Source organism: Achromobacter marplatensis, from assembly GCF_049060505.1.
Classification (GTDB): domain Bacteria; phylum Pseudomonadota; class Gammaproteobacteria; order Burkholderiales; family Burkholderiaceae_B; genus Achromobacter; species Achromobacter marplatensis_A.
The window spans coordinates 279,376-300,124 of the sequence record NZ_JBMGRB010000010.1 but is presented as its reverse complement, the minus strand read 5'-3'; the positions used below and the strand labels follow the sequence as shown (position 1 = coordinate 300,124).

The 20,749-nt window shown below is 65.4% G+C and carries 17 protein-coding genes; 15 read left to right on the top strand and 2 right to left on the bottom strand.

Annotated elements, in window-relative coordinates; genetic code table 11:
- Nucleotides 1-4: 4 nt before the first annotated feature.
- Complete coding sequence (locus tag ACI0FO_RS24160; protein WP_416030862.1) at nucleotides 5-982, top strand: Bug family tripartite tricarboxylate transporter substrate binding protein; 978 nt, start codon at nucleotides 5-7, stop codon at nucleotides 980-982.
- Nucleotides 983-1,002: 20 nt separating this feature from the next.
- Nucleotides 1,003-2,028, top strand: coding sequence for a porin (locus ACI0FO_RS24155; RefSeq protein ID WP_416030860.1), 1,026 nt, complete (start codon nucleotides 1,003-1,005; stop codon nucleotides 2,026-2,028).
- Here ACI0FO_RS24155 and ACI0FO_RS24150 read toward each other — a convergent pair.
- Nucleotides 2,025-3,734, bottom strand: a complete 1,710-nt coding sequence (locus ACI0FO_RS24150) for an amidohydrolase (protein WP_416030858.1) — start codon at nucleotides 3,732-3,734, stop codon at nucleotides 2,025-2,027. The genes ACI0FO_RS24155 and ACI0FO_RS24150 overlap by 4 nt on opposite strands.
- Before the next feature lie 29 nt (nucleotides 3,735-3,763).
- Nucleotides 3,764-5,140 carry an alginate export family protein gene (locus ACI0FO_RS24145; protein WP_416030856.1) on the bottom strand — a complete coding sequence of 459 codons (1,377 nt, stop codon included), beginning with the start codon at nucleotides 5,138-5,140 and terminating at the stop codon, nucleotides 3,764-3,766.
- Nucleotides 5,141-5,288: 148 nt separating this feature from the next.
- Between ACI0FO_RS24145 and ACI0FO_RS24140 the strand changes: the two genes are divergently transcribed.
- The 13 genes from ACI0FO_RS24140 to ACI0FO_RS24080 all read left to right on the top strand — a co-directional run bounded on the left by ACI0FO_RS24140 (nucleotide 5,289) and on the right by ACI0FO_RS24080 (nucleotide 20,745).
- Entirely contained in the window at nucleotides 5,289-6,194 is a 906-nt protein-coding gene (locus ACI0FO_RS24140) for a LysR family transcriptional regulator (protein WP_416030854.1), read from the top strand.
- A 113-nt stretch (nucleotides 6,195-6,307) separates the two neighbouring features.
- The gene (locus ACI0FO_RS24135) at nucleotides 6,308-7,282 is read left to right on the top strand and encodes a helix-turn-helix transcriptional regulator (RefSeq protein WP_416030852.1); all 975 of its coding nucleotides are present in this window, start codon (nucleotides 6,308-6,310) and stop codon (nucleotides 7,280-7,282) included.
- A gap of 101 nt (nucleotides 7,283-7,383) precedes the next feature.
- On the top strand, nucleotides 7,384-7,653 hold the full coding sequence (locus ACI0FO_RS24130) for an H-NS family nucleoid-associated regulatory protein (protein ID WP_416030850.1): 270 nt from the start codon (nucleotides 7,384-7,386) through the stop codon (nucleotides 7,651-7,653).
- A 146-nt stretch (nucleotides 7,654-7,799) separates the two neighbouring features.
- Nucleotides 7,800-8,948 (top strand): formylglycine-generating enzyme family protein, encoded by a 1,149-nt coding sequence (locus ACI0FO_RS24125; RefSeq protein WP_416030848.1) that lies wholly within the window; start codon nucleotides 7,800-7,802, stop codon nucleotides 8,946-8,948.
- Between the two features lie 59 nt (nucleotides 8,949-9,007).
- Entirely contained in the window at nucleotides 9,008-9,988 is a 981-nt protein-coding gene (locus tag ACI0FO_RS24120) for an AAA family ATPase (RefSeq protein WP_416030846.1), read from the top strand.
- Between the two features lie 8 nt (nucleotides 9,989-9,996).
- Nucleotides 9,997-10,962: a DUF58 domain-containing protein gene (locus tag ACI0FO_RS24115; protein ID WP_416030844.1), complete on the top strand. Its 966-nt coding sequence runs from the start codon at nucleotides 9,997-9,999 to the stop codon at nucleotides 10,960-10,962.
- Entirely contained in the window at nucleotides 10,959-11,459 is a 501-nt protein-coding gene (locus tag ACI0FO_RS24110; protein ID WP_416030843.1) for a DUF4381 domain-containing protein, read from the top strand. The genes ACI0FO_RS24115 and ACI0FO_RS24110 overlap by 4 nt, the downstream gene beginning before the upstream one ends.
- A complete protein-coding gene (locus ACI0FO_RS24105) occupies nucleotides 11,446-12,474 on the top strand; it encodes a VWA domain-containing protein (RefSeq protein WP_416030841.1) in 1,029 nt (342 codons plus the stop codon). Before ACI0FO_RS24110 ends, ACI0FO_RS24105 begins: the two co-directional genes overlap by 14 nt.
- On the top strand, nucleotides 12,459-13,973 hold the full coding sequence (locus tag ACI0FO_RS24100) for a vWA domain-containing protein (RefSeq protein ID WP_416030839.1): 1,515 nt from the start codon (nucleotides 12,459-12,461) through the stop codon (nucleotides 13,971-13,973). Before ACI0FO_RS24105 ends, ACI0FO_RS24100 begins: the two co-directional genes overlap by 16 nt.
- Entirely contained in the window at nucleotides 13,970-15,406 is a 1,437-nt protein-coding gene (locus ACI0FO_RS24095; RefSeq protein WP_416030837.1) for a hypothetical protein, read from the top strand. The genes ACI0FO_RS24100 and ACI0FO_RS24095 overlap by 4 nt, the downstream gene beginning before the upstream one ends.
- Nucleotides 15,403-16,434: an HAD family hydrolase gene (locus ACI0FO_RS24090; protein WP_416030835.1), complete on the top strand. Its 1,032-nt coding sequence runs from the start codon at nucleotides 15,403-15,405 to the stop codon at nucleotides 16,432-16,434. The genes ACI0FO_RS24095 and ACI0FO_RS24090 overlap by 4 nt, the downstream gene beginning before the upstream one ends.
- Nucleotides 16,435-16,483: 49 nt before the next feature.
- Nucleotides 16,484-18,118 carry an arylsulfatase gene (locus ACI0FO_RS24085; RefSeq protein ID WP_416030833.1) on the top strand — a complete coding sequence of 545 codons (1,635 nt, stop codon included), beginning with the start codon at nucleotides 16,484-16,486 and terminating at the stop codon, nucleotides 18,116-18,118.
- 107 nt (nucleotides 18,119-18,225) lie between these two features.
- On the top strand, nucleotides 18,226-20,745 hold the full coding sequence (locus ACI0FO_RS24080; RefSeq protein WP_416030934.1) for a fused MFS/spermidine synthase: 2,520 nt from the start codon (nucleotides 18,226-18,228) through the stop codon (nucleotides 20,743-20,745).
- The last annotated feature ends 4 nt before the right edge of the window (nucleotides 20,746-20,749 follow it).

Here is a 20,749-nt window from a genome sequence, read left to right as displayed (position 1 = left end):
AGCCATGACGCTGCATCGTAGAAGATTCATTCAACTCGCCTGTGCCCTTGCCGGGGCGCCGGCCCTGGCGCGGGCCCAGCAGGCGTATCCCAGCCGTGCCATCCGGATGGTGGTTCCTTTCACGGCGGGTTCCACGACCGACGTGATCGGTAGAACGGTGGCCGAACAACTGGAAAAACGATTGGGCCAGCCGGTGGTGGTTGAAAACCGCCCAGGCGCGGGCGGCGTGCTGGGCGCGAGCCTGGTCGCTGGATCGGCGGGCGACGGCTACACCCTTTTGGTGCACTCGGCCGCGCACCTGGCGAACCAGTCGTTGTATCCCGGCTTGAAGTACGACACATTGAAGGACTTCACGCCGGTCACCATGCTGGCGTCCATGCCCAATGTCATCGTGGCGGCCAACGCCCGCGGCTTCAAATCCTTGCGGGACCTCGTTGACCGTGCCCGCGCCGAACCGGATCAATACACCTACGGCTCGTCAGGCAGCGGAAGCGGCGCCCATATCGCCGGCGAGAAATTCAATGCGGCAACCGGCATCAAGGCGATCCATGTGCCGTACCGAGGCACGCCCGAAGCCGTGAACGACGTGATCGCGGGTCGAGTGGATTGGTTTTTCCTGCCTTTGCCCTTGGCGCTGCCAATGGTCAAGGCGGGCAAACTCACCGCGCTGGCTGTCAGCGCGGACGCAAGGTCCGCTGCGTTGCCGGATGTGCCGACCACCGCCGAAGCCGGATTCGCTGGCGTGGATCAGAAGTTCTGGGTCGGGATGTTCGTACCGGCGTCGACCTCGGGCCCTGTGCTCGACACGCTTCATTCGGGCACGGTCCAGGCGTTGAGCTCGGCGACGACCCGGCAACGCTTCGACGGCCTGGGGGCCGACTCCGCGCCCATGCCGCAACGCCAATTCTCCGAGCTTGTCCGCGTCGAAATGGAAGCCACGACGCGTCTGATCCGGGATGCCGGCATCCGTGCAAGCAATTGAAGCAAAAGGGGAAAGGGGACATGACATTAATGATGAGAATGGGTTTCCTGGGCGCCTGCGCCATCGCGGGGCCGGTTGGCGCGCAATCGCCGTCGACCTCGGTCACGGTGTTCGGTCATATCGACACCAACGTAACCAGCGCTTCGGCGGGCGGATCATCCAAGATCGGCATGGACCAGGGCGGCTATATGCTGCCTAGCCGCATCGGCATTCGAGGCACGGAGGGGCTGGGCAACGGCAATTCGGTTGGATTCTGGCTGGAAGCGCCGATTCTGCCGAACAGCGGCGGTCCGCAGGGACTGACCTGGAGCCGCAGGTCCACCGTCAGCCTGATCAACGAGCGATACGGCGAGTTGCGGTTAGGGCGCGACTATACGGCGGCGTTCTGGAACGTGTCGTCATTTTCGCCGTTCGGCACGGTGGGGGTCGGGGGCAGCAGCAACATCATCAAAGGCTGGCCGTTGGGTTTGGATGACGCTAAGACGCTATCCCGCGCCAGCAATATGGTCGCGTATTTTTTGCCCAAGAATCTGGGCGGGGTGTACGGCCATATCAACTATGCCCGCGACGAAGACAAGTCGGGCGCAGGCTACGCGGGGGGGCGGGTAGGGTTCCAGGCCGGCCCCGTCAATATCGCGGTGGCGTATGGCAACACGTCGATTGGCCGGGATGACTATGAAACGGCGACCCTTGGCGGAACCTATGACTTCGGTGTCGTGAAGCTCTTCGCCAACTACCTGCGGCAGTCAGTCAAGGCCGAGCGTCAACACGTCGCGCTGGCGGGCGCCTTGATTCCGGCGGGGAAAGGCCAAGTGAAGTTGTCCTACTCGCGCTCCGCGCAAACCGGCGCTTCCGATGGCGACAATGCCCAGCAATTCGCGCTGGGCTATGTGCATCCGCTAAGTAAGCGGACGGTGCTGTACACCGCCATGTCGTTCATCAAAAACGATGGCAACGCGGCGTTCGTGACCGGCGACGTGGCCCCGGAAGGCGTGCCGGGCGAGAACGCCAGAGGGTTCCAGGTCGGCATCAGCCATTCCTTCTAATCGCCGGCGCCAAGCTGGCGGGCGGGGGCGCCAGCCGCGACAGGCAGCGCCCCCGTGTCATGCACGGGCTTGCCGCCCAGCAGGGTCAGTACCGAACGAACCGTGTGGATGCGGTCGACCGGCATGGTCAGATAGGGTTGGTCCAGTACCGCCAGATCGGCCAACCTGCCGACCGCCAACTGGCCCCGGTCCGTTTCGTCGAAGGCCAACCATGCGGCTTGGCGCGTATACATCGCCAAGGCTTCCTCGCGTGAAAGAAGCATGTCGGCGCGGCGCTCGGCCGAACCGCCGATCGCCACGCCGCGAACGTGGTATTCAATGGCTTGCCACACGCCGGCCACGCCAATTCGCGTGGAATCCGTGCCGCCCGCCACGGGAACGCCCAGGTCCAGGGCGATCCGCACCGGGGGCGAAATGTCGCTGACCTGCGCGGCATTCGCTTCGCGGATCGCCGCGCCTTCGAAATACGGCCCCATCTGCACCGTATAGGCCAGCCCCAGGCGGGCCATGCGTTCCAGCGTGCGCCGGCTGCCGGTGTTCAAGTGCGCGATGGACCAGCGCAACGGGCGCAGGTCGTGGTCCTGGCCCACGATCTCGAATGCGTCCAGGATGGCGCTTGCGGCGTCGTCCGTATAGGCGTGGATCTCCAAGGGGATGCGGCGTTCCGCGGCAAATCGGGCAACCCGGACGAGCTCTTGCCGGGCATCGGCGGGAGGATCGAACCCCGGGCCCATGCGCACGGCATCATTCATTGCGGTGACCAGGTTTTCTCCCAGGCCAAGGAACGCGATTTCGCCATCGTCATGCCGGGGCGGACGGAAGGCCATTACGCCGCGGAACCAGTCCGCCTCGCCGCCTGCGCGCATCGCCGAAACCCGGTAGCCGGCACGTACCGGGAGCTGGCCGCGATCACGTAAAGCAAACAAGGGCTCGTAGGCTTCGGGAGGGCCGGCGGAGGGGTCGATGAATCCGGTCAGCCCACGGGCGTTCATGGCGCGCAGGAATGCCAGCAGGCCGGCTTGGCGATCGGCCGTATGGCTCAATCGGGCGAACAGCGCATTGAATGGGCCGACGCCGCCCAGCAGCTTTCCGGTGGCCCGGCCATGCGCGTCCCGCTCCACGATGATGCCCGCCAGGGAGGGCGGCTGCGGATTGTCCAGTCCCAGTGCCGCGATGCCACGCGTGTTCAGCAAGGCGTAGTCGTACAGATATTGCACGTAGGCAGGATGGTTCGGCACCGCGCGGTCCAGATCCGCGACTGTCGGCGGGCGGCGCTCCTGGAACTGCTGTGGATGCCATGAACCCACCACCGCTACCCAATCGCTGGTGGGACGGCTGGCGGCATCCCGTTCCAACCGGCCCAAGGCGTCTGCCAGACTGGGCGCGTCGAACCAATAGGTTTCGAACGCATAGGTCTGGCCGCCGCGGATCGCGTGGATGTGGGTGTCGATCAACCCCGGGATGACCGTTCTGCCCTGCAGATCCAGCTGGCGCGTGGCGGTGCCGACGTGCCGGGCGACTTCGCTGTCGTCGCCGATCGCGACAATGCGTTCGCCCCGGATGGCGACGGCGCTTGCGCGCGGCGCGGACGGATCCATGCTAAGAATCGCGCCATTGCGCAACACCAGGTCTGCCTCTTGGGAATAGGCCGCGCCCGGAAGCAGGGCCGCCAGCGCCAGAACGAACGATCCATATCTTCTGCTCATTGCTTCTCTCGTATTGTGGTTGAACATCATCAGTAGCGCCAAAGCGCTTCCAAACCGACGAAATGCAGGACGTCGGCGCGGCCGGTATCGCGGATGAAGCTGCTGGGCCGAAAGACCGAATAGGCCGCCTCGACACTCAGGTGCCGCGATACCGTCCAGCCCAGCACGACGTCGGCCTGCGTGCCGATGTAGCGCGAGCGGCTGCCGCCGGCGGGGCGCAACAAGTTGCCCGCCACGCCATACACGCCGTCTTGCAGGCTTTGACGCCAGTAAAAGACCGCCGCGGCGCCCAGCGACCAGCCCGATCCCAGGTCCAGTGTCAGCGCCGGGTGCAAATTGATAAGGTTGGACGGGCCAAGCTGCCCGGCTTCGCCGAAGTACTTGCCTTGTGGAAAAAGGACGTTGAACGTCTGGAGCGACGCGTCGTCCGGGTCGCGGTCGCCGCTGATGACGTTGGCCTTCAAGCTCAAGCGTGGGCGCAACGGCGCGTCCGCGAAGGTGTATCCCACGTGGCTGGCCAACGACCATGCCCGCACCGGCGCGCCGGCGAAGCCGCCGTATTGGTACGCGCCTTCCAGGTCCCAGTCCCAACGCCCCCGTTCGCCGAAATACCGCAGTCCGGCGGTGTTTCGGTTTTCCGGGCCGCTGCCCTGGTTGTAGCGGGCATCTTTGCTGGACAGGTTGAGCAGATAGGTGTCCAGGCCGGTGTCGGGGTGGCCGCCGGGCTGAAACCAGGTGGCGTGGAACCCGCCAAGCCGGCGATCGCGGTCGGCGCGGTCCTGGAAATTGCCACGGTCGTTGCGAACCGGGCGAACAAGAAACGCGTCCACGCGCAGGGCCGATGCCTGCCAGCTTGCCATGCCGCCATCAAAGGCACGCAACACGTTCGGTCCGTATCGTGCCGAGATCAGGCGTTCACTGCCGTAGGCCATGACCTGGCGTCCCCCACGCAGCGTCCATTCGCCGGCGGCGCCAGCAAGCGAGACATCGGCAAACGCTTGAAGCACGTCGTTGCCCGTATCGTCGGGCGGGCCGATCGACGCGCCATCGCGGTTGGTCTGCGTCAGGATCAGTTGAGTGAACGCACGGAAGTGCCGGCCGGCCCTAAGATCCGCATAAGGCAAAAACCGGTATAGCGCATAGCCCTCGTCGGGCACGGCGGCGGCGCCGAATTCATTGTTGCGGTAGTGCTCGTAGCGCGCGCGCACCTCGGCGCCCAGGGTCAGGCCGGCGCCGTTTCCCAGTCGTATCCACTTGCCGCGCTCGCCCCAGGCGCCGGTTCGGTTGGCAGGATCGTCCAGATAGCGGTAGTCCTCTGTGTAGCGCCACGGGTCAATGGAAGGCAGCGAGGGCGGGACGTCAGCGCGCGAGATCGCGGGCAAGGCCAACGACGCGGCCCATAGCAAGAGATGGGTGCAGCGAGCAATACGGAGAAAGGGAAACAGAGTGGTGCCATCTGGATATGCGAGATGGCCGTGACGATAAAATGCGGACAATAACTCCGGTAGTGCCAAAATTTGGCATCATAGTTCTACTTTCAGAACACTGCGCGACATGCACGATCTCAACGATCTCTATTTCTTTGCTCAAGTTGTCGACCACGGCGGGTTTGCGCCGGCGGGCCGGGCGCTCGACATCCCCAAATCCAAGCTCAGCCGGCGGGTATCAATGCTTGAAGACCGGCTAGGCGTGCGCCTGATCCAGCGGTCCACGCGGCATTTTTCCGTGACTGAGATCGGGCAGACATTCCACACGCATTGCAAGGCAATGCTGGTGGAAGCCGAATCCGCCCACAACGCCATCGAGCAAACCCGCAGCGAGCCGCGCGGCATCGTCCGGTTCGCTTGTCCCGTGACGCTGCTGGATACGCGCGTCGGCGAGATGATCGCGGATTTCATGGTGGAGTACCGCGGGGTAGAGGTACACCTGGAGGCAACGAACCGCCGCGTCGATCTGCTGGCCGAGAACATTGATGTGGCGATACGCGTCCGGCCGCCTCCGCTAGAGGACTCCGAACTGGTCATGCGGGTACTGGCCGAACGGCGGCAATGCCTGGTGGCCAGCCCCGGGCTGTTGGCGCGCCTCGGTTCGCCACAGACGCCATCGGATCTGCCGCGATTACCCACCATGGAGCTTGGGCGGCCCCAAAGCCAACATGTCTGGAACCTGCATGGACCTGCAGGAGAAGTGGCGCAGGTCCGTCACGAGCCTCGCTTGGTGACCCGCGGCATGCTGACACTGCGTTGCGCGGCTTTGGCGGGCGTGGGGGTTGTGCAGTTGCCCAAGATGGTGGTGCGCGACGCCGTGGAAAGCGGGGCGCTGATCCACGTGCTGCCCGACTGGGCGCCGCGCCCCGAGATTATCCATGCCGTGTTCCCCTCGCGTCGCGGGCTGCTGCCTTCGGTGCGGGCGCTGATTGACTTTCTTGTGTTGCGGTTCCGGCAAATCGAAGAGGAGTAACAATTCTGAGGTATACCGATTAAAGACGGCGTTTAGCCTTGTAGCGATTTATTGCCTGGTGCTAATCTCAGTCGGCCGTTATCCGAAAAGCGAAATCATGCAGGGGTTTTGCCGTGTCCTTTCAGTCGGTCTACATGACGCAGGTCTATTCGGGTTTCGAACCGTCGCAGGCATTCGACGTCGTGTATGGCGGCCGCTTCGAACACCGCCTGCTTTCGTCGCGCGAAACCGTGCTGCAGCATCAACGGCTGATTTTGGGCGAACTTCGACTGGAAACCGGCTGTTATGACTTTCCGGTGATTGCGCAAGGGAGCATGCCTGAAGACGGCATCTGCATCGGATTCATGGCCGATGGCGGCGACCACACCAAAGTCAATACCACGTCGATCCGCGCTGATGAAATACAGATTTACCCGGCAAGCCTGGAACTGCTGTATCACGCATCCGGCCCTTCACGTTGGGTGAATTTCTTTGTTCCGGAAGCGGTGCTCCAGCTGGGGGCGACGCGTAGGCTAGGGTTTACGCTGGCGCTGCCCAGGCATTCGGCGCAGTCTTTGCACCTGACGGCGGGGGGCCGCTATGCACTGACGTGCCTGGCCGACGACGCGCTAAAAGTGGCCGGACGCGCGCAACCGACGGGCGGGATGGACCCCGATCTGGCTGCCGTGGTCTACGAATCGCTCCTGAACGGCTATATCGACGCGTTAGGCAGTGCGACACCCGCGCATGAGGCCGCGCGTTCCATCGTTGAACGGCGCCATCACCACTTGATTTCCGCCTGCGAGCGTTTGGTTCTTTCGGGCGAAGACACCGATGTTGCGCTAGCCGAGATCGCCCGGCGCAGCGGCTACAGCCTGCGTTCGTTGGAATTGATTTTCCGGCGCAGCGTGGGTATGACACCGGGAAGATGGTTCATGACGGCCCGGCTGAATGGCGCGTTGCGGGACTTGCTCACGGACGGCCAGACGCGTAGCGTGTCGGAGATCGCCACGAAGTGGGGCTTTCGGCATATGTCGCGGTTTGCGCAGTATTTCCGGCAGGCGTTCGGCGAATCGCCGCGCGACACGCTGCGGCGCGTTCGTAGCTAACGTTAACAAATGACGGCCGGGTGATTTCGCTTTTCGGATATCGCAGGAAATCGCAACACGTTATTTTTATCGCACGCACCGAACGGCTGAGAGGTGGGTCCATGGAGGAGAATTATCGGCAGGTCAAAGCGCGCATACGCACGCTTGAGGCAGAAGCAGAACGTTTGCGTCGCCAGGAACTGCAGATCATTCTTGTCGACATGCGGCAAAAGATAAAGGAATATGGAATAAAGCCAGACCATTTGTTTGGCCCCGATCTTTCTGACCTGGTCCGTTATCGCCACCCCGAAACAGGCCAGACGTGGAACGGCATCGGCCGTCCTCCAAACTGGATCAGGGGCAAGGACCGCCACGCTTTCAGCGTGGATTGATTGTCCGACCCGGCAGGTGTTTTCTTGAAGGTCTCCGTCGGCATTCGCCGAATGCATTTCCGATTCAGCGTGACAAGCAATTCGTGATACCCAAGCGCCAGCGTACCGGCGCGCCGTTTCGTTTCCATAGCAGTACGGAGGGGCACGTGAAGCAGCAACTGAAAGTTGGATTGACGATAGCTGGCGTCCTTCTTGGCGCCAGCGCGCTGGGGGCTTATGTCGCGGGCGTCAGCCTGACGCCCAAGCCCGCAGCCGTGGTGGCCACGCTGGGCGACGGCAAGCAGGGGCCCGCCGGCATGGCCTGGATTCCGCCTGCGGAATTCCTCATGGGTAACAACCACAAGCTCTCGCAGCCGAACGAACTGCCTCCGCACAGCGTTCGGGTAAGCGGCTTCTGGATGGATACCCACGATGTCACGAACGCCCAGTTCCGCCGTTTTGTCGAGGCCACGGGCTATGTGACGACGGCCGAGAAAAAGCCGAAATGGGAAGACCTGAAGGTGCAACTGCCCCCGGGCACGCCGCGTCCGGACGACAGCCTGCTGGTGCCGGGCGCCATGGTCTTCGTGGGATCCGAGTCCGAAGTATCGTTGCGCGACTACACCCGCTGGTGGCGCTTCGTGCCCGGCGCCAGTTGGCGTCAGCCGCAAGGTCCTGGCAGCAACATCGACGGCAAGGACGACCATCCGGTGGTCCAAGTGTCGTATGAGGATGCGCAGGCGTATGCCAAATGGGCGGGCAAGCGCCTGCCCACGGAAGCGGAATGGGAATTCGCCGCGCGGGGCGGCCTGGAGCAGGCCACCTACGCCTGGGGCAACGAACTCAGCCCCGATGGCAAACCCATGGCGAACATCTGGGACACGCAGCAACAGCAGCCGTTCCCGGTGGTCAAGGACGAAAAGATCCAGGTCGGTACGACCCCGGTCGGTTCGTTCCCCCCCAATGCCTACGGCCTCTATGACATGGCGGGGAACGTCTGGCAGTGGACAGCCGACTGGTATCGCGCCGATGCGTTCCGTATTCAGGCCCAGTACCGCCAGCCGCCGCAAGATCCCGCCGGGCCGGCCGACAGCTTCGATCCCGACGACGGAAACGTCCCGGCTTCCGCGCCCAAGCGGGTCACGCGTGGCGGCTCTTTCCTGTGCAGCGACACCTACTGCATCAGCTACCGGGCCAGCGCGCGCCGGGGCACCGACCCTTTGAACGGGATGTCGCACCTGGGCTTTCGCACGGTGATGACGCCTGAACAATGGAAGCAGGCGCGAAGCCGCACCGGACAGGTCGCCAGCCGTTGAATGCTCGCCGGGAATCCCGGCGAGCGATACCCGTTTTGCATGTGACGAAAGGGCTAAGCATGGCGCAGCGCGATGGAATTCTGGCGTTGGAAGCGGCGATTTCTCAGGAGGTCTTGGGGCAGGGAGCGGTCATACGCCAAATGCTGATCGCGTTGGTGGCCGACGGCCATGTGCTGCTTGAGAGCCTGCCCGGGCTGGCCAAGACGCGCATGGTCAAGGCCTTGGCCGCGCACCTGGCGGCGGATATGAGCCGCATCCAGTTCACGCCGGACCTGCTGCCTTCGGACATCACCGGCGCCGATGTGTTGCAGCAGGACGCGGAAGGACGCAATCACATCGCGTTCCAGGCCGGGCCGCTGTTCGGCAATCTGATCCTGGCCGACGAAATCAACCGCGCGCCGGCCAAGGTGCAGTCGGCGCTACTGGAAGCCATGGAGGAAAGGCAGATCACCGTCGGTGGCAACACGCGGAAGATGCCTGCGCTGTTCATGGTGCTGGCCACGCAAAATCCGATCGAACAAGAGGGCACGTATCCCTTGCCCGAGGCGCAGATGGACCGTTTCCTGATGAAGATCAAGCTGGACTATCCCGGCGCCGAGGACGAAATGGCCATGCTGGCGCTGCTGAGGGGTGCGCCAGGGGACGCTGCCACGGCCGACCGCAGCGATGCCGCCCGGATTTCACAAGAGACGTTGTTCGCCTGCCGCGCCGAAGCGGCGGCGGTGCAGGTGGCCCCAGCGGTGGACCGTTATACGGTAGACCTTGTGAACGCCACGCGCCGCCCCGCCGACTACGACGCGGATCTGGGCCGTTGGATTCAAGTAGGCGCCAGCCCGCGCGGGGCCATCGCCCTGGACCGTGCGGCTCGCGTGCACGCGTGGCTGGAAAATGCCGGCTTCAGCACGCCGGACGACGTGCGCGCGGTGGCCCACGCGGTGCTGCGCCATCGTTTGCACCTTTCGTATGATGCGGTCGCCGACGGGATTACGGCCGACCAGGCCATCGATCGGGTCCTTGACGTTGTTGCCGTGCCGGCATAGCGCTCGCCATGAACCTCGTGCCGCACCCCGTCCACCCACCGCTGTCCGAGCTGATCGCGCTGGAGGCGGCCGCGAGCGGGTTGTCGTTTCTGGCACACCAGCCGCTCAGCAGCGTGCTTGCCGGCCCGCACGGATCGCGCTTACGGGGGCGGGGACTGGATTTCGCCGAGCTTCGGCGCTACGTGGCCGGCGACGACCTGCGCCGCCTGGACCTGCGCGCGTCGTTGCGTTATGGCAAGCCGTTTGTGCGTTCCTACACCGAGGAACGGGACCGCCCGGCGATGATCGTGGTCGATCAACGCATGAGCATGTACTTCGGATCGGTGCGCGCATTCAAGTGCGCGGTGGCGGCGCGGCTGGCAGCCATTGCGGCGTGGATCGCCTATCGGGGAGGGGACCGTGTCGGGGGCCTGGTATTCGACGACGCCGGAGTCAGGGCCTTCAAGCCGTTGCGCAGCCGCGACCGGGTCCGCGCATTGCTGGCGGAAGTGGCCCGCGCGAATGCCAACTTATCCGCGGCCCAGCCGGATGTGCCCGCCGCGCAGGGGCTGAACCATGCCTTGCGCGGCGCGCTACTGAACGCGCCGCATGACTGCCTGGTCTGCATCATCAGCGATTTCGCCGGAGCGGACGAGGAAACGCTGCGCGCCTTGCGTCTTCTGGCCGCCCACAATGACGTGCTGGCCATGCTGGTGTTCGATCCGATGGCGCAGCAACTACCCAGCAACGGAAGGCTGGTGGTCACGCAGGGCGAACTACAGCTGGAAGTGGCTGTGGGCAGGCAGCGGGAACGCGAGCCGCTTGCGCACTTTTTCAGCGACCGCCTGCGCCAGGTGGCGGAACTGCTGCGGCGCAGCCGCGTGCCGTTGCTGTCCATCGACACGGCGGAAGATGAACTGGCGCAGTTGCGCCGCGAACTCGGCAAACAGGCAACGGCGCCCACCGCGCCGCAGCAACAAGGGGCCCGGGGATGAGCGACACGCTGCCAGGCCTGGACCAGTTGCGCGAGCTGCCGTTGCCGGCAGCGGTGTCGTACTGGCCTCAGACTTGGGGGTGGGCGGTCCTGGCTGTCGTCGTCGTGATGGGCGGCACCTGGGGCGCTGTGGCCATTTGGCGCCGCCGCCGGCGCAATCTTTACCGCCGGCAGGGGCTGAAGGCGTTGCAGCAACTGGCGCAGGCGGCGGCAAGTGATCCCTTGGCGGCGCGCGGCCTGCCGGCGTTGCTCAAGCGTGCGGCGCTGGCCGCCCAGCCGTCGGATGGGCGTGCGGGGGTGGCGTCACTGAGCGGCGAGGCGTGGCTGGCCTACCTGGAACGCGACGTGCCGCAGGGCTTCCCGAAAGACGGCGCCGCGTTGATGCGTTTGCTGGCTTACGCCCCGGACGAGACGGTGCGTGGATTGGACAGCGTGGCGCTTTCGCAATTGATCCGCGCAAGCCGCGAGTGGATGGTGAAGCACCATGTGGCGGCTTGAATATCCCTGGCTACTCGCCGCCGCGCCCTTGGCGCTGGCCGCCTATCGCTGGCTACCGGCCTATGTGCAGCAGCGCAACGCGCTGCGCGTGCCGTTCTTCGATTCCGTCGCCGCGATTACGGGGCAGTCTCCATCACGGCCGGGCGTGCGGGCCAGCCCCGGCCAGCTTTGGCTGAACGTCGTGGTATGGCTGTTGATCGTGTTGGCGCTGGCGCGGCCGCAATGGGTCGAACCGCCGCTGACGCACACCCAGGCAGTTCGCGATGTCTTGCTGGCGGTGGACATTTCCCAGTCGATGGATACCGCCGATTTTCGGAACGCCCAGGGGCAGCCCGAATCAAGGTGGAAGGCCGTCAAGGCGGTGGTGGCGGACTTCATCGCCAAGCGCGCGGACGACAGGCTGGGGTTGATCGTGTTTGGCACCAGCGCGTATCCGCAGGCGCCGCTGACGGGCGACCACGTCGCGCTAAGCCTGTTGCTGGACCGGACGGCCGTGGGCATGGCGGGGCCCAACACGGCCATCGGCGATGCCATCGGCCTGGGCATACGGATGCTGGATGCCGCAAAAGAACGCGATAAGGTACTGATTCTATTGACCGATGGCAACGATACCGGAAGCGCCGTGCCGCCTGCGCGAGCCGCGGCGCTGGCGGCCCAGCACCACATCATTGTGCATACCATCGGCATTGGCGATCCGGCGGCAACCGGCGAAGACCGGGTCGACTTCGGCGTGCTGGAAGGAATCGCCCGGGCGACGGGCGGCCAGTTCTTCAAGGCCGAAGACCTGGCCAGCCTGCGATCGGTGTATGACACGCTGGACCGCATCACGCCGCAAGAGGTCAAGACGTTGCGGCATCAACCCAAGCGCGATTACTTCTGGTTGCCGCTGGGGCTGGCCCTGTGCCTGCTGGCCGCCTGGCACGGCGTGGCCGCCATTTCCGCGTGGCGCTCCCGCCGTGCGCCGGGCCCACGGAAAGGGCGGACGGAAGAGGGGCAAGCATGGACCTCGACCTAAGCGCCTTCCATTTCCTGCGCCCGTGGTGGTTGCTGGGCCTGCTGGGCGCGGCGCTGGCCTGGTGGGCGCGGCACGACGAAGGGGATGCCGTGGGACGCGCCAGCCGGATTTCGCCCGTGCTGTTGCCATACCTTATCGTGCGCTCTCCCGGCAGCCGGGGGCCGCGCCCGATCGATGCGCTGGCGCTGATCCTGGCCGTCGGATCCGTTGCCGCGGCCGGCCCGGCCTGGCACCGCGATCAGCCCGAGTTTTTGGACAATGTGGCGCCGCTGATCGTGGCTGTCGCATTGGGACCGTCCATGGATGGCGCCGATGTTCCGCCCACGCGTCTGGAAGCGGCGAAGCACCTGGTGCGAGACCTGGCGGCGCGTCGCGCCGGCGCCAAGACGGGCCTGATCGCCTACGCGGGCAGTAGCCACCTGGTGCTGCCGCCCACCGACGACACCAACTTGCTGGACCTGTTCACCCAGGCGTTGGCATCCGACCTGATCGGCCCGCAAGGACGCGATGCGGCAGGCGCCATCGCATTGGCCGCGCAGGTGTTGGCGGCCGAGCGTGCCGGCGGCACATTGCTGTTGCTGACCGACGGCGCCGATGCTGGCAGCCTGGACGCGGTACGTCAGCGCGCGCAAGCAGCGCCCGACCTGCAGGTGCTGGTGATGGCGGTGGGCCAGTCCGGCTTGGATAAGGATGCGCTGCAAGGCTTGGCGCGGGCGGCCGGTGCGCCGCTGGGCAGCCTTTCGGCCACGTCCGACGACCTGGACTGGATCACGCTGCACGCCCAGCAGCATTTTCAGGCCGTGCAGGATGCGCAATCGGGCGCCATCCACTGGAAGGATGCGGGCTATTGGCTGTGCTGGCCGCTGGCATTGCTGGCATGGTTGACGGTGCGGCGAGGATGGAACGTGGCCTGGATGGCCGCGATCCTTGTCGCCGTATCGATGGGCGTGCCGACGGAATCGCGCGCCAATCCGCTGGCCAACGCGTTTCTGACGCCGGACCAGCAGGGGCGCCGGGCATTCGACAACGGCCGCTTTGAAGAGGCCGCCACGCTTTTCCAAGACCCATACTGGAAAGGGCGCGCCGCCTACCAGGCGGGCAAGTACGCCGATGCCTTGGCCGCGTTTTCAAAGGTGGAAACGCCAGAGGGCGTTTTCTATGTGGCCAACACCCAGACGCGCCTGAGGCAATACGACGCGGCATTGGCGGCCTACGACCGGGCCTTGGCCTTGTCGCCGGGGTGGGATGCCGCCGTCGTGAACCGGGGCATCGTCGAGCGGTTGCTGGCGGCGATGAGCCAGGAACAGCAGGGCGATCAGGCCGAGCCGCCGGATCAGACGATCGCGGACAAGACGGCAAAAGCCGGCAAGATGGTGGCGGCGCCGGTTGCTCAGGCCGCCTCCGAAGACGTGTGGTTGCGCAACCTGACGCTATCGCCGACGCGCTTCCTGCGCGGCAGGTTCGCGGTTGAAGACGCGGCGGCGGGAGGGCGTCCATGAGCTGCGCGCACCGGGCGATTTCGTTACTGGCGCAGGGCGCATTCGGCGGCTTCGGCCGATCGGCCCTGCTGGGCCTTTTTGGGCTATTGGGGCTGCTGGGCGCGGCAGGCGCGCAAAACGCGCAAAACGCGCCGACCCTGCGCGTTACCGCGACGTTGCAGGCACCGGGGGAAGTGCGCGTGGGCGCGACCGTGCGGGTGGCGCTTGAGGTGCTGACTCCGACCTGGTTCACGCAACCGCCGGTATTGCCCGGGCTGGATATTCCGGGCGCCCTGGTGACGCCGCCGCAGGGCGAAGGCGAGTTGGTGCGCGATTCCGTAGACGGGGTGTCCTACAGCGGCGTGCGCTACACCTATGTGCTTAGCCCGACGTCGGCCGGCGCCATGCAAGTGCCGGCCTTGACGGTGACGGCCAAGGTGGGCCCTGGCGGGCTGGTGGCATCGGGCACCAGCAAACCGCTTTCGTTTTCCGTCTTGCCGCAGACGGCGGCCGCGGGGCAGGCGGTGGCGGCCGGAAAAATGGAAGTGTCCCAGGACTTCTCGGTGGCGCCCGACCCGCTGGTCGTGGGCGGGCGGATCACGCGGTCCGTCACGCAGCGCGCCGAAGGTGTGCAGGCAATGCTGCTTCCCGCCGTGGCGCTACCGGATCTGCCGGGGTTCAAACGCTACCCGCGCGAACCCGAAGTGACCGCCTTGGACGATGGCCGCGGCGGTTTTGTCGGTGGCCAGCGGACCGATCGCGCCGATTACGTCGCGCAGGCGGCAGGCACGTTCCGCCTGCCGCCCCTGATCGTCAGATGGCGCGATGGCGCGACCGGCGAGCCCGCCAAATCGGAATTGCCGGGACGGGAATTCACCGTGGCGCCCGCGCCGGCCGTCGCGCCGCCGTTCTCGCTGGCGGAAGACCTGGCCCGCTTGCGCCACGGACTGCGCTGGGTCATCCCGACCGCCTGGCTGGCGTGGGGCGCGGGACTGCTGGCTGTCATCGTCGCGCTATGGCTGACCTGGCCCTGGTGGCGGCGCCTTGCCGCGGCGCTGCGCGCCCGTGCGGCGCAAGCGGCCGCCGCGCGGCGCGCGAGTGAAGCCTGGCAGTGGCGCGCATGGCAGCAAGAAGCGCGCCGCCAGACCGCGTCGCTTGGGGCCTTCTATCGCTGGCTGCGCGTGGCGTCGGGCGCGCAGGACCTGCGGACGGCCGTGGCGCCGTTAGGGCAGGGCCCGCGCCAGACGGCAGCGGCCGTGCTGCAAGACGCCTATGGCACGCCGCAGGCCACTTCGGGATGGCGCGGCGTGCTCGCAAAATCATCGGCTCAGTGGAGACAGGCATGGCGGGGCGGGCAGGCGCCGACGCCCGCGCATGCCTTGCCGCGCGATTTGAATCCGGCCCCAGCAGGGCGAACCGCAACGGCGCAAAATGCGCAAGGAAGCCAGCAATGAAGCAAACGACTGAAAGACGACGGAGTTGGACGGCGTGGTTGGCTTCGGCTTCCATCGCGTTGCTGTTGACGGCTTGCGCTTCCCCGCAGAAGGCCGCGCCGACGCAAGCAGACCTGCCGTCATGGAACGACGGGCCGTCGCGTACCGCCATCGTGGATTTCGTCCGCGCGGTGACGCAGCCCGGCAGCCCGGACTTCGTGGCGGCCGAAGAACGCATCGCGGTGTTCGACAACGACGGCACGCTGTGGTCCGAGCAGCCCATGTATTTCGAGGCGTTGTTCGCCCTGGACCGGGTCAAGGAGATGGCGCCCGCGCATCCCGAATGGGCTAAGCGCCCGCCGTTCAAAGCGGCGATCGAAGGCGACAAGACCGCGTTGGCTAAAAGCGGGCAGGAAGGTCTGCTGAAGATCGTGGGCGCCACACACACCAGCATGACCGTGGACGAGTTCACGCAAAGCGTGACGCAGTGGACGGCGACGGCGCGGCATCCCCGGTTCAATCAGCCCTATACCTCGATGACTTTCGTGCCAATGCGCGAACTGCTGGATTATCTGCGCGCGAACGGCTTCAAGACCTACATCGTGTCGGGCGGCGAAACCGAGTTCATGCGTCCGTGGGCACAGGCCGCCTACGGCGTGCCGCCGGAGCAGGTGATCGGCAGCGGCTTCACCACAACGTTCGAAATGCGCGGCGACAAACCGGTGCTGTGGCGTCAGGGCAAGCTCGAATTCATTGACGACGGCCCGGGAAAGCCGGTGGCCATCCAGCGCTACATCGGCCGCCGTCCGCTATTGGCCTTCGGCAATTCCGACGGCGACCTACAGATGTTGCAGTGGACAGCCGCTGGCGCGGGCAAGCGCTTTGCCGGCATCGTCCACCACACCGACGCGCAGCGCGAATGGGCCTATGACCGGGATTCCAGTATCGGGCGCTTGGACCGCGCGCTGGACGAAGCGCAGCGCGGCGGATGGACGGTTGTTGACATGAAAACGGAGTGGAAACGGATATACGCGTTCGAAAAGCCTTAAGCAGGCGTGATTTGGGAGTACATGGCCCTTTTGGGCGAGGAGAGCAGTCATGAAAGCAAGACGATGGTTGGGCGCGGCGCTGGTGGCCGCGAGCGGACTTGCGGTGATGGGCAGTGCTTATGCGCAGGCCCAAAATGCGCAGTCCAGCCCTCAGGGGCAGACGTCCGGCAAAAAGCCGAACATCCTTGTCATCTTCGGGGATGACGTGGGACAGGCCAACATCAGTGCGTACACGAAAGGCGTCGTAGGCTACAGGACGCCCAACATTGACCGCATTGCCAACGAAGGCGCAATTTTCACCGACTACTACGCCGAAAATAGTTGCACGGCGGGCCGGTCCACCTTCATCACCGGCCAGTCGGCCCGCCGCACGGGCTTGTCGAAGGTGGGCATCCCGGGCGCGCCCGTCGGGTTGCAGGACCGCGACATCACAATTGCGCAGGCCTTGAAGGGGCTGGGCTACAACACGGCGCAATTCGGTAAGAACCACCTGGGCGACCGCGACGAATACCTGCCGACCAAGCATGGTTTCGACGAGTTCTTCGGCAATCTCTATCACTTGAACGCCGAAGAAGAACCCGAGCGCCCGTACTTTCCGAAAAATGCAAAGGACCCCGTCATTAAAGCCTACATGCCGCGTGGCGTGATCAAGGCTTCGGCGGACGGCAAGATCGAAGATACCGGCGCGTTGACGACCAAGCGCATGGAAACCATCGACGACGAAACCGTGGGCGCGGCGCTGGACTATCTGGACAAGCACGGCAAGGCGGAAAAGCCGTTCTTCCTGTGGATGAACACCACGCGGATGCACTTGTTCACGCACATCCGGCCCGAACACAAGGGCAAGAGCGGCATGCCCGGCAACGACTACGCCGACGGCATGTGGGAGCATGACCAGGATGTGGGCAAGCTGCTGAAAAAGCTGGACGATCTGGGCATCGCCAAGGACACCATCGTGATCTACACGACGGATAACGGGCCCAACCAGTTCAGTTGGCCGGATGCGGCAACCACGCCATTCCGCAGCGAGAAGGACACCAACTGGGAAGGCGCCTTCCGCGTGCCGGCGATGATCCGCTGGCCTGGCCACATCGAGCCCGGCACGGTCAAGAACGACATCGTTTCGGGGCTGGACTGGTTCCCGACGCTGTTGGCCGCCGCCGGCAACGACGGGGTGAAGGATCAGTTGCTCAAGGGCTGGCGTCCCAACGGCGCCAATCGGGACTTCAAGGTCCACCTGGACGGCTATAACCAGTTGGCCTACCTGACCGGCAAGAGCGATAAGAGCGCCCGCGAAGACTTCTATTACTTCAACGATGACGGCCTGCTGGTCGCCATGCGGTTCGAGAACTGGAAGGTCGTGTTTTGCGAACAAAAAGCGCCGGGCGGGTTCGCCGTATGGAAGGAACCGTTCGTATGCCTGCGCGTGCCCAAGGTGTTCAACCTGCGCATGGACCCGTATGAACGCGCCGACATCGTTTCCGATCAGTACAACGACTGGCTGACCAAGAACGCGTATCTGGCGTTCATCGGATCCGCCAAGGCCGGCGAGTTCCTACAGACCTTCATCGACTGGCCGCCCAGCCAGAATCCGCCCAGCTTCAGCACCGATCAGGTGCAGGAAGAAGTGGACAAGAAGATCGAGGAGTATTTCGCGCAGCAAGCGAAAAAGAAGGGCAGTTAAGCGGTAAGTAAGGGGCGGGTGCAGCTTTGCGGCTGCGCCCGCCGCTGGTAATTTTGGTTGACCCGATAAGAGCAAGAGGACAACTCATGAATGCATCCGCGCGCCCGATGACGGCGGTCCCTGCGGCAGGCGCGGCCTTTTTTTCCCGGACGACCTTGTGGCAGGCGGCCGTGCTGCTGGCCTTGTCCGGCGTGGCGTCATTGATTTTCCAGATCCTGTGGATCAAACAACTGTCGCTGATCGTCGGCGTCGAAGTGCATGCGATCGCGGCTGCGGTCGGGGCGTTCTTTTTGGGGCTGGCGGCGGGCAGCTGGCTGCTGGGACGCCGCGCCGACAGGTCCACCAGACCGTTCCTGCTGTACGCGGGAATTGAAGTGGCCATCGCCGTCCTGGGCGTGGGCGTGACCGCAATCCTGGCGCTTGGCGCGCCGGCCTTTGCGCGCGGTGAAGCGGTCAGCCCGTTGCTGGCCTGGCTTGCGGTCGTGTTAGTGGTTGGCGTTGCGCCCTTTTTCATGGGCGGCACCTTGCCCGTCCTGCTGCGCGCGACGGGCGCCGGACGAATCGGCCGGGCCGGGGCCACGCTCTATGCCGCCAACACGGGCGGCGCGATCATCGGCGCCTTGCTTCCCGCGTTTCTTCTGATTCCCGCGCTGGGCGTGCGCGGCGCCGCGTGGGCGGCCGCCGGCCTGAACCTGCTTGCCGCGCTGGGCGCGTGGTCGCTGCACCGGAAAAGTCGCCCAGCCGCTGGCGAAGCGCTGCCCCCAAGCGTGACATCGCCGACGCCGGCCTTGCCCCAAGACGCGCGTGTGGCGCTGGGGCTGTATGCGGCCGCGGGCGCGGTCGCGATGGGCTACGAAGTCCTGTGGTCGCAGATGGTGGTGCCCTTCATGAGCACCCGGGCATTCGCATTTTCGATCGTGCTGGCCGTCTATCTTGCCGGCTTGGCGATGGGCGCGGCGTTGTACGCGCGCTGCGAACGTTGGCTGGGCGACCCCTGGCGCGTCTTCGGGTTCCTGGTGACGGGCGCCGGGCTGGTCGCGCTGGTGGAAGCCGCGTTGCTGGGACGCTGGCTGATCAGCGCGCAAAGCGTGGCCGAAGCGTCCATCTTGCGCTGGACCGACAGCGATATGGCCGGCATGAGCGGGCGGTTCGCCGTGGCGGCAAGCGCCGTGGTGCTGTTGCCGACGCTGCTGCTGGGTGCGGCGTTTCCCGCGGTGTTGCGCATTGCCGTGCCCGCCGAACGCCGAGGGCAGGGCGCGGGCGCGGTACTGGCGTCGAACACGCTCGGCGGCATTGTGGGAACGGCGGTGACGGGATTCGTGTTGCTGCCTTATCTAGGCACGGTGCGCGGCTTGGCGTTGCTGACGTTCATTGCCTGCTGCATCGGCGTGGCGGCAATATGGCGCGCGCAATCCTCATCGCCGCTGACAAAGGGCTTGAGCGCGGCATTCGCGGGCGCCGCCGTCATCCTGGGCGTTGCCATGCCGGTCGATCACCTGGCTCGCCTCTTGCCGGGCGCGCAAGGAGGCAATCTGGTCTTTTACGAAGAAAACCACGGCGGCACGGTCGCGGTGGTCGAGCAAGGGAAGGGTGATCGGCGCTTCCATCGCTTGTATATCCAGGGCGTGTCCAACTCTGGCGACGCCATGCCTTCGCTGCGCTATATGCGCCTGCAAGCGCTCTTGCCGCTGATCGTGCATGCAGGTGAACCCCGCTCTGCCTTGGTGATCGGCTATGGCACCGGGATCACGGCGGGCGCATTGTCGCGCTATCCCGGCCTGGATCGCAGGGTGGTCGCCGAACTGCTTCCCGGCGTGCTGCACGCCGCGCCGCTGTTCAAGGGAAGCTATGGGGCGTCGACGGACCCCGGCCTGGAAGTCCGGCTGAAAGACGGGCGGCGGGAATTGTTGGGCAGTGCCGACCGCTACGACCTCATCACGCTCGAACCGCCTCCGCCGTCGGCCGCGGGTGTGGTCAATCTGTACTCGCAAGACTTCTATTCCCTGGCGTCGTCGCGGCTGAACCCCCAAGGCATCGTCGCGCAATGGCTGCCGTTGCCCACGCAGAATGTGGAAGACACCCGCGCGCTGGTCGCCAGTTTCATCAACGTGTTCCCGCACGCCACCCTTTGGACCACCGAGTTCCATGAAATGCTGATGATCGGGTCGATGGCCCCGCTGCCGTTGGATTCCGCCCGCATCGCCGCCCGGTTCGCGCAGCCCACCGTGAAAGCCGCGCTAGCCGAGGTCGGAATTGCATCGCCGGCGGCGCTGCTTGCGACCTGGGTGACCGACCGCGACGGTTTGGCGCGCTTTGCCGGGTCGACGCCCGCCGTCACCGACGACCGGCCGGCGATCGAGTACGCCACGTGGGTTCGACCGCGCGAGGTTGCCCGCACTTTGCCCGCTTTGTTGGCGCAACGTAGCGAACCGCCGTTGGGCGCGGTGGACGCCGGCATGGCGCTGGACATCGACAGCCAGCGCAGTGCGCTGGACGTGTTCTACCAAAGCGCGTTGGCGGCCTATGAAGGCGACCGTGACGGCTGGGCGCGCAACGGCGCGCGGCTGGCGGCAGCCAGCCGTGACAACCCCTATTTGCGCTGGTTCACGGGTGGGAACGCCGAATAGGGCA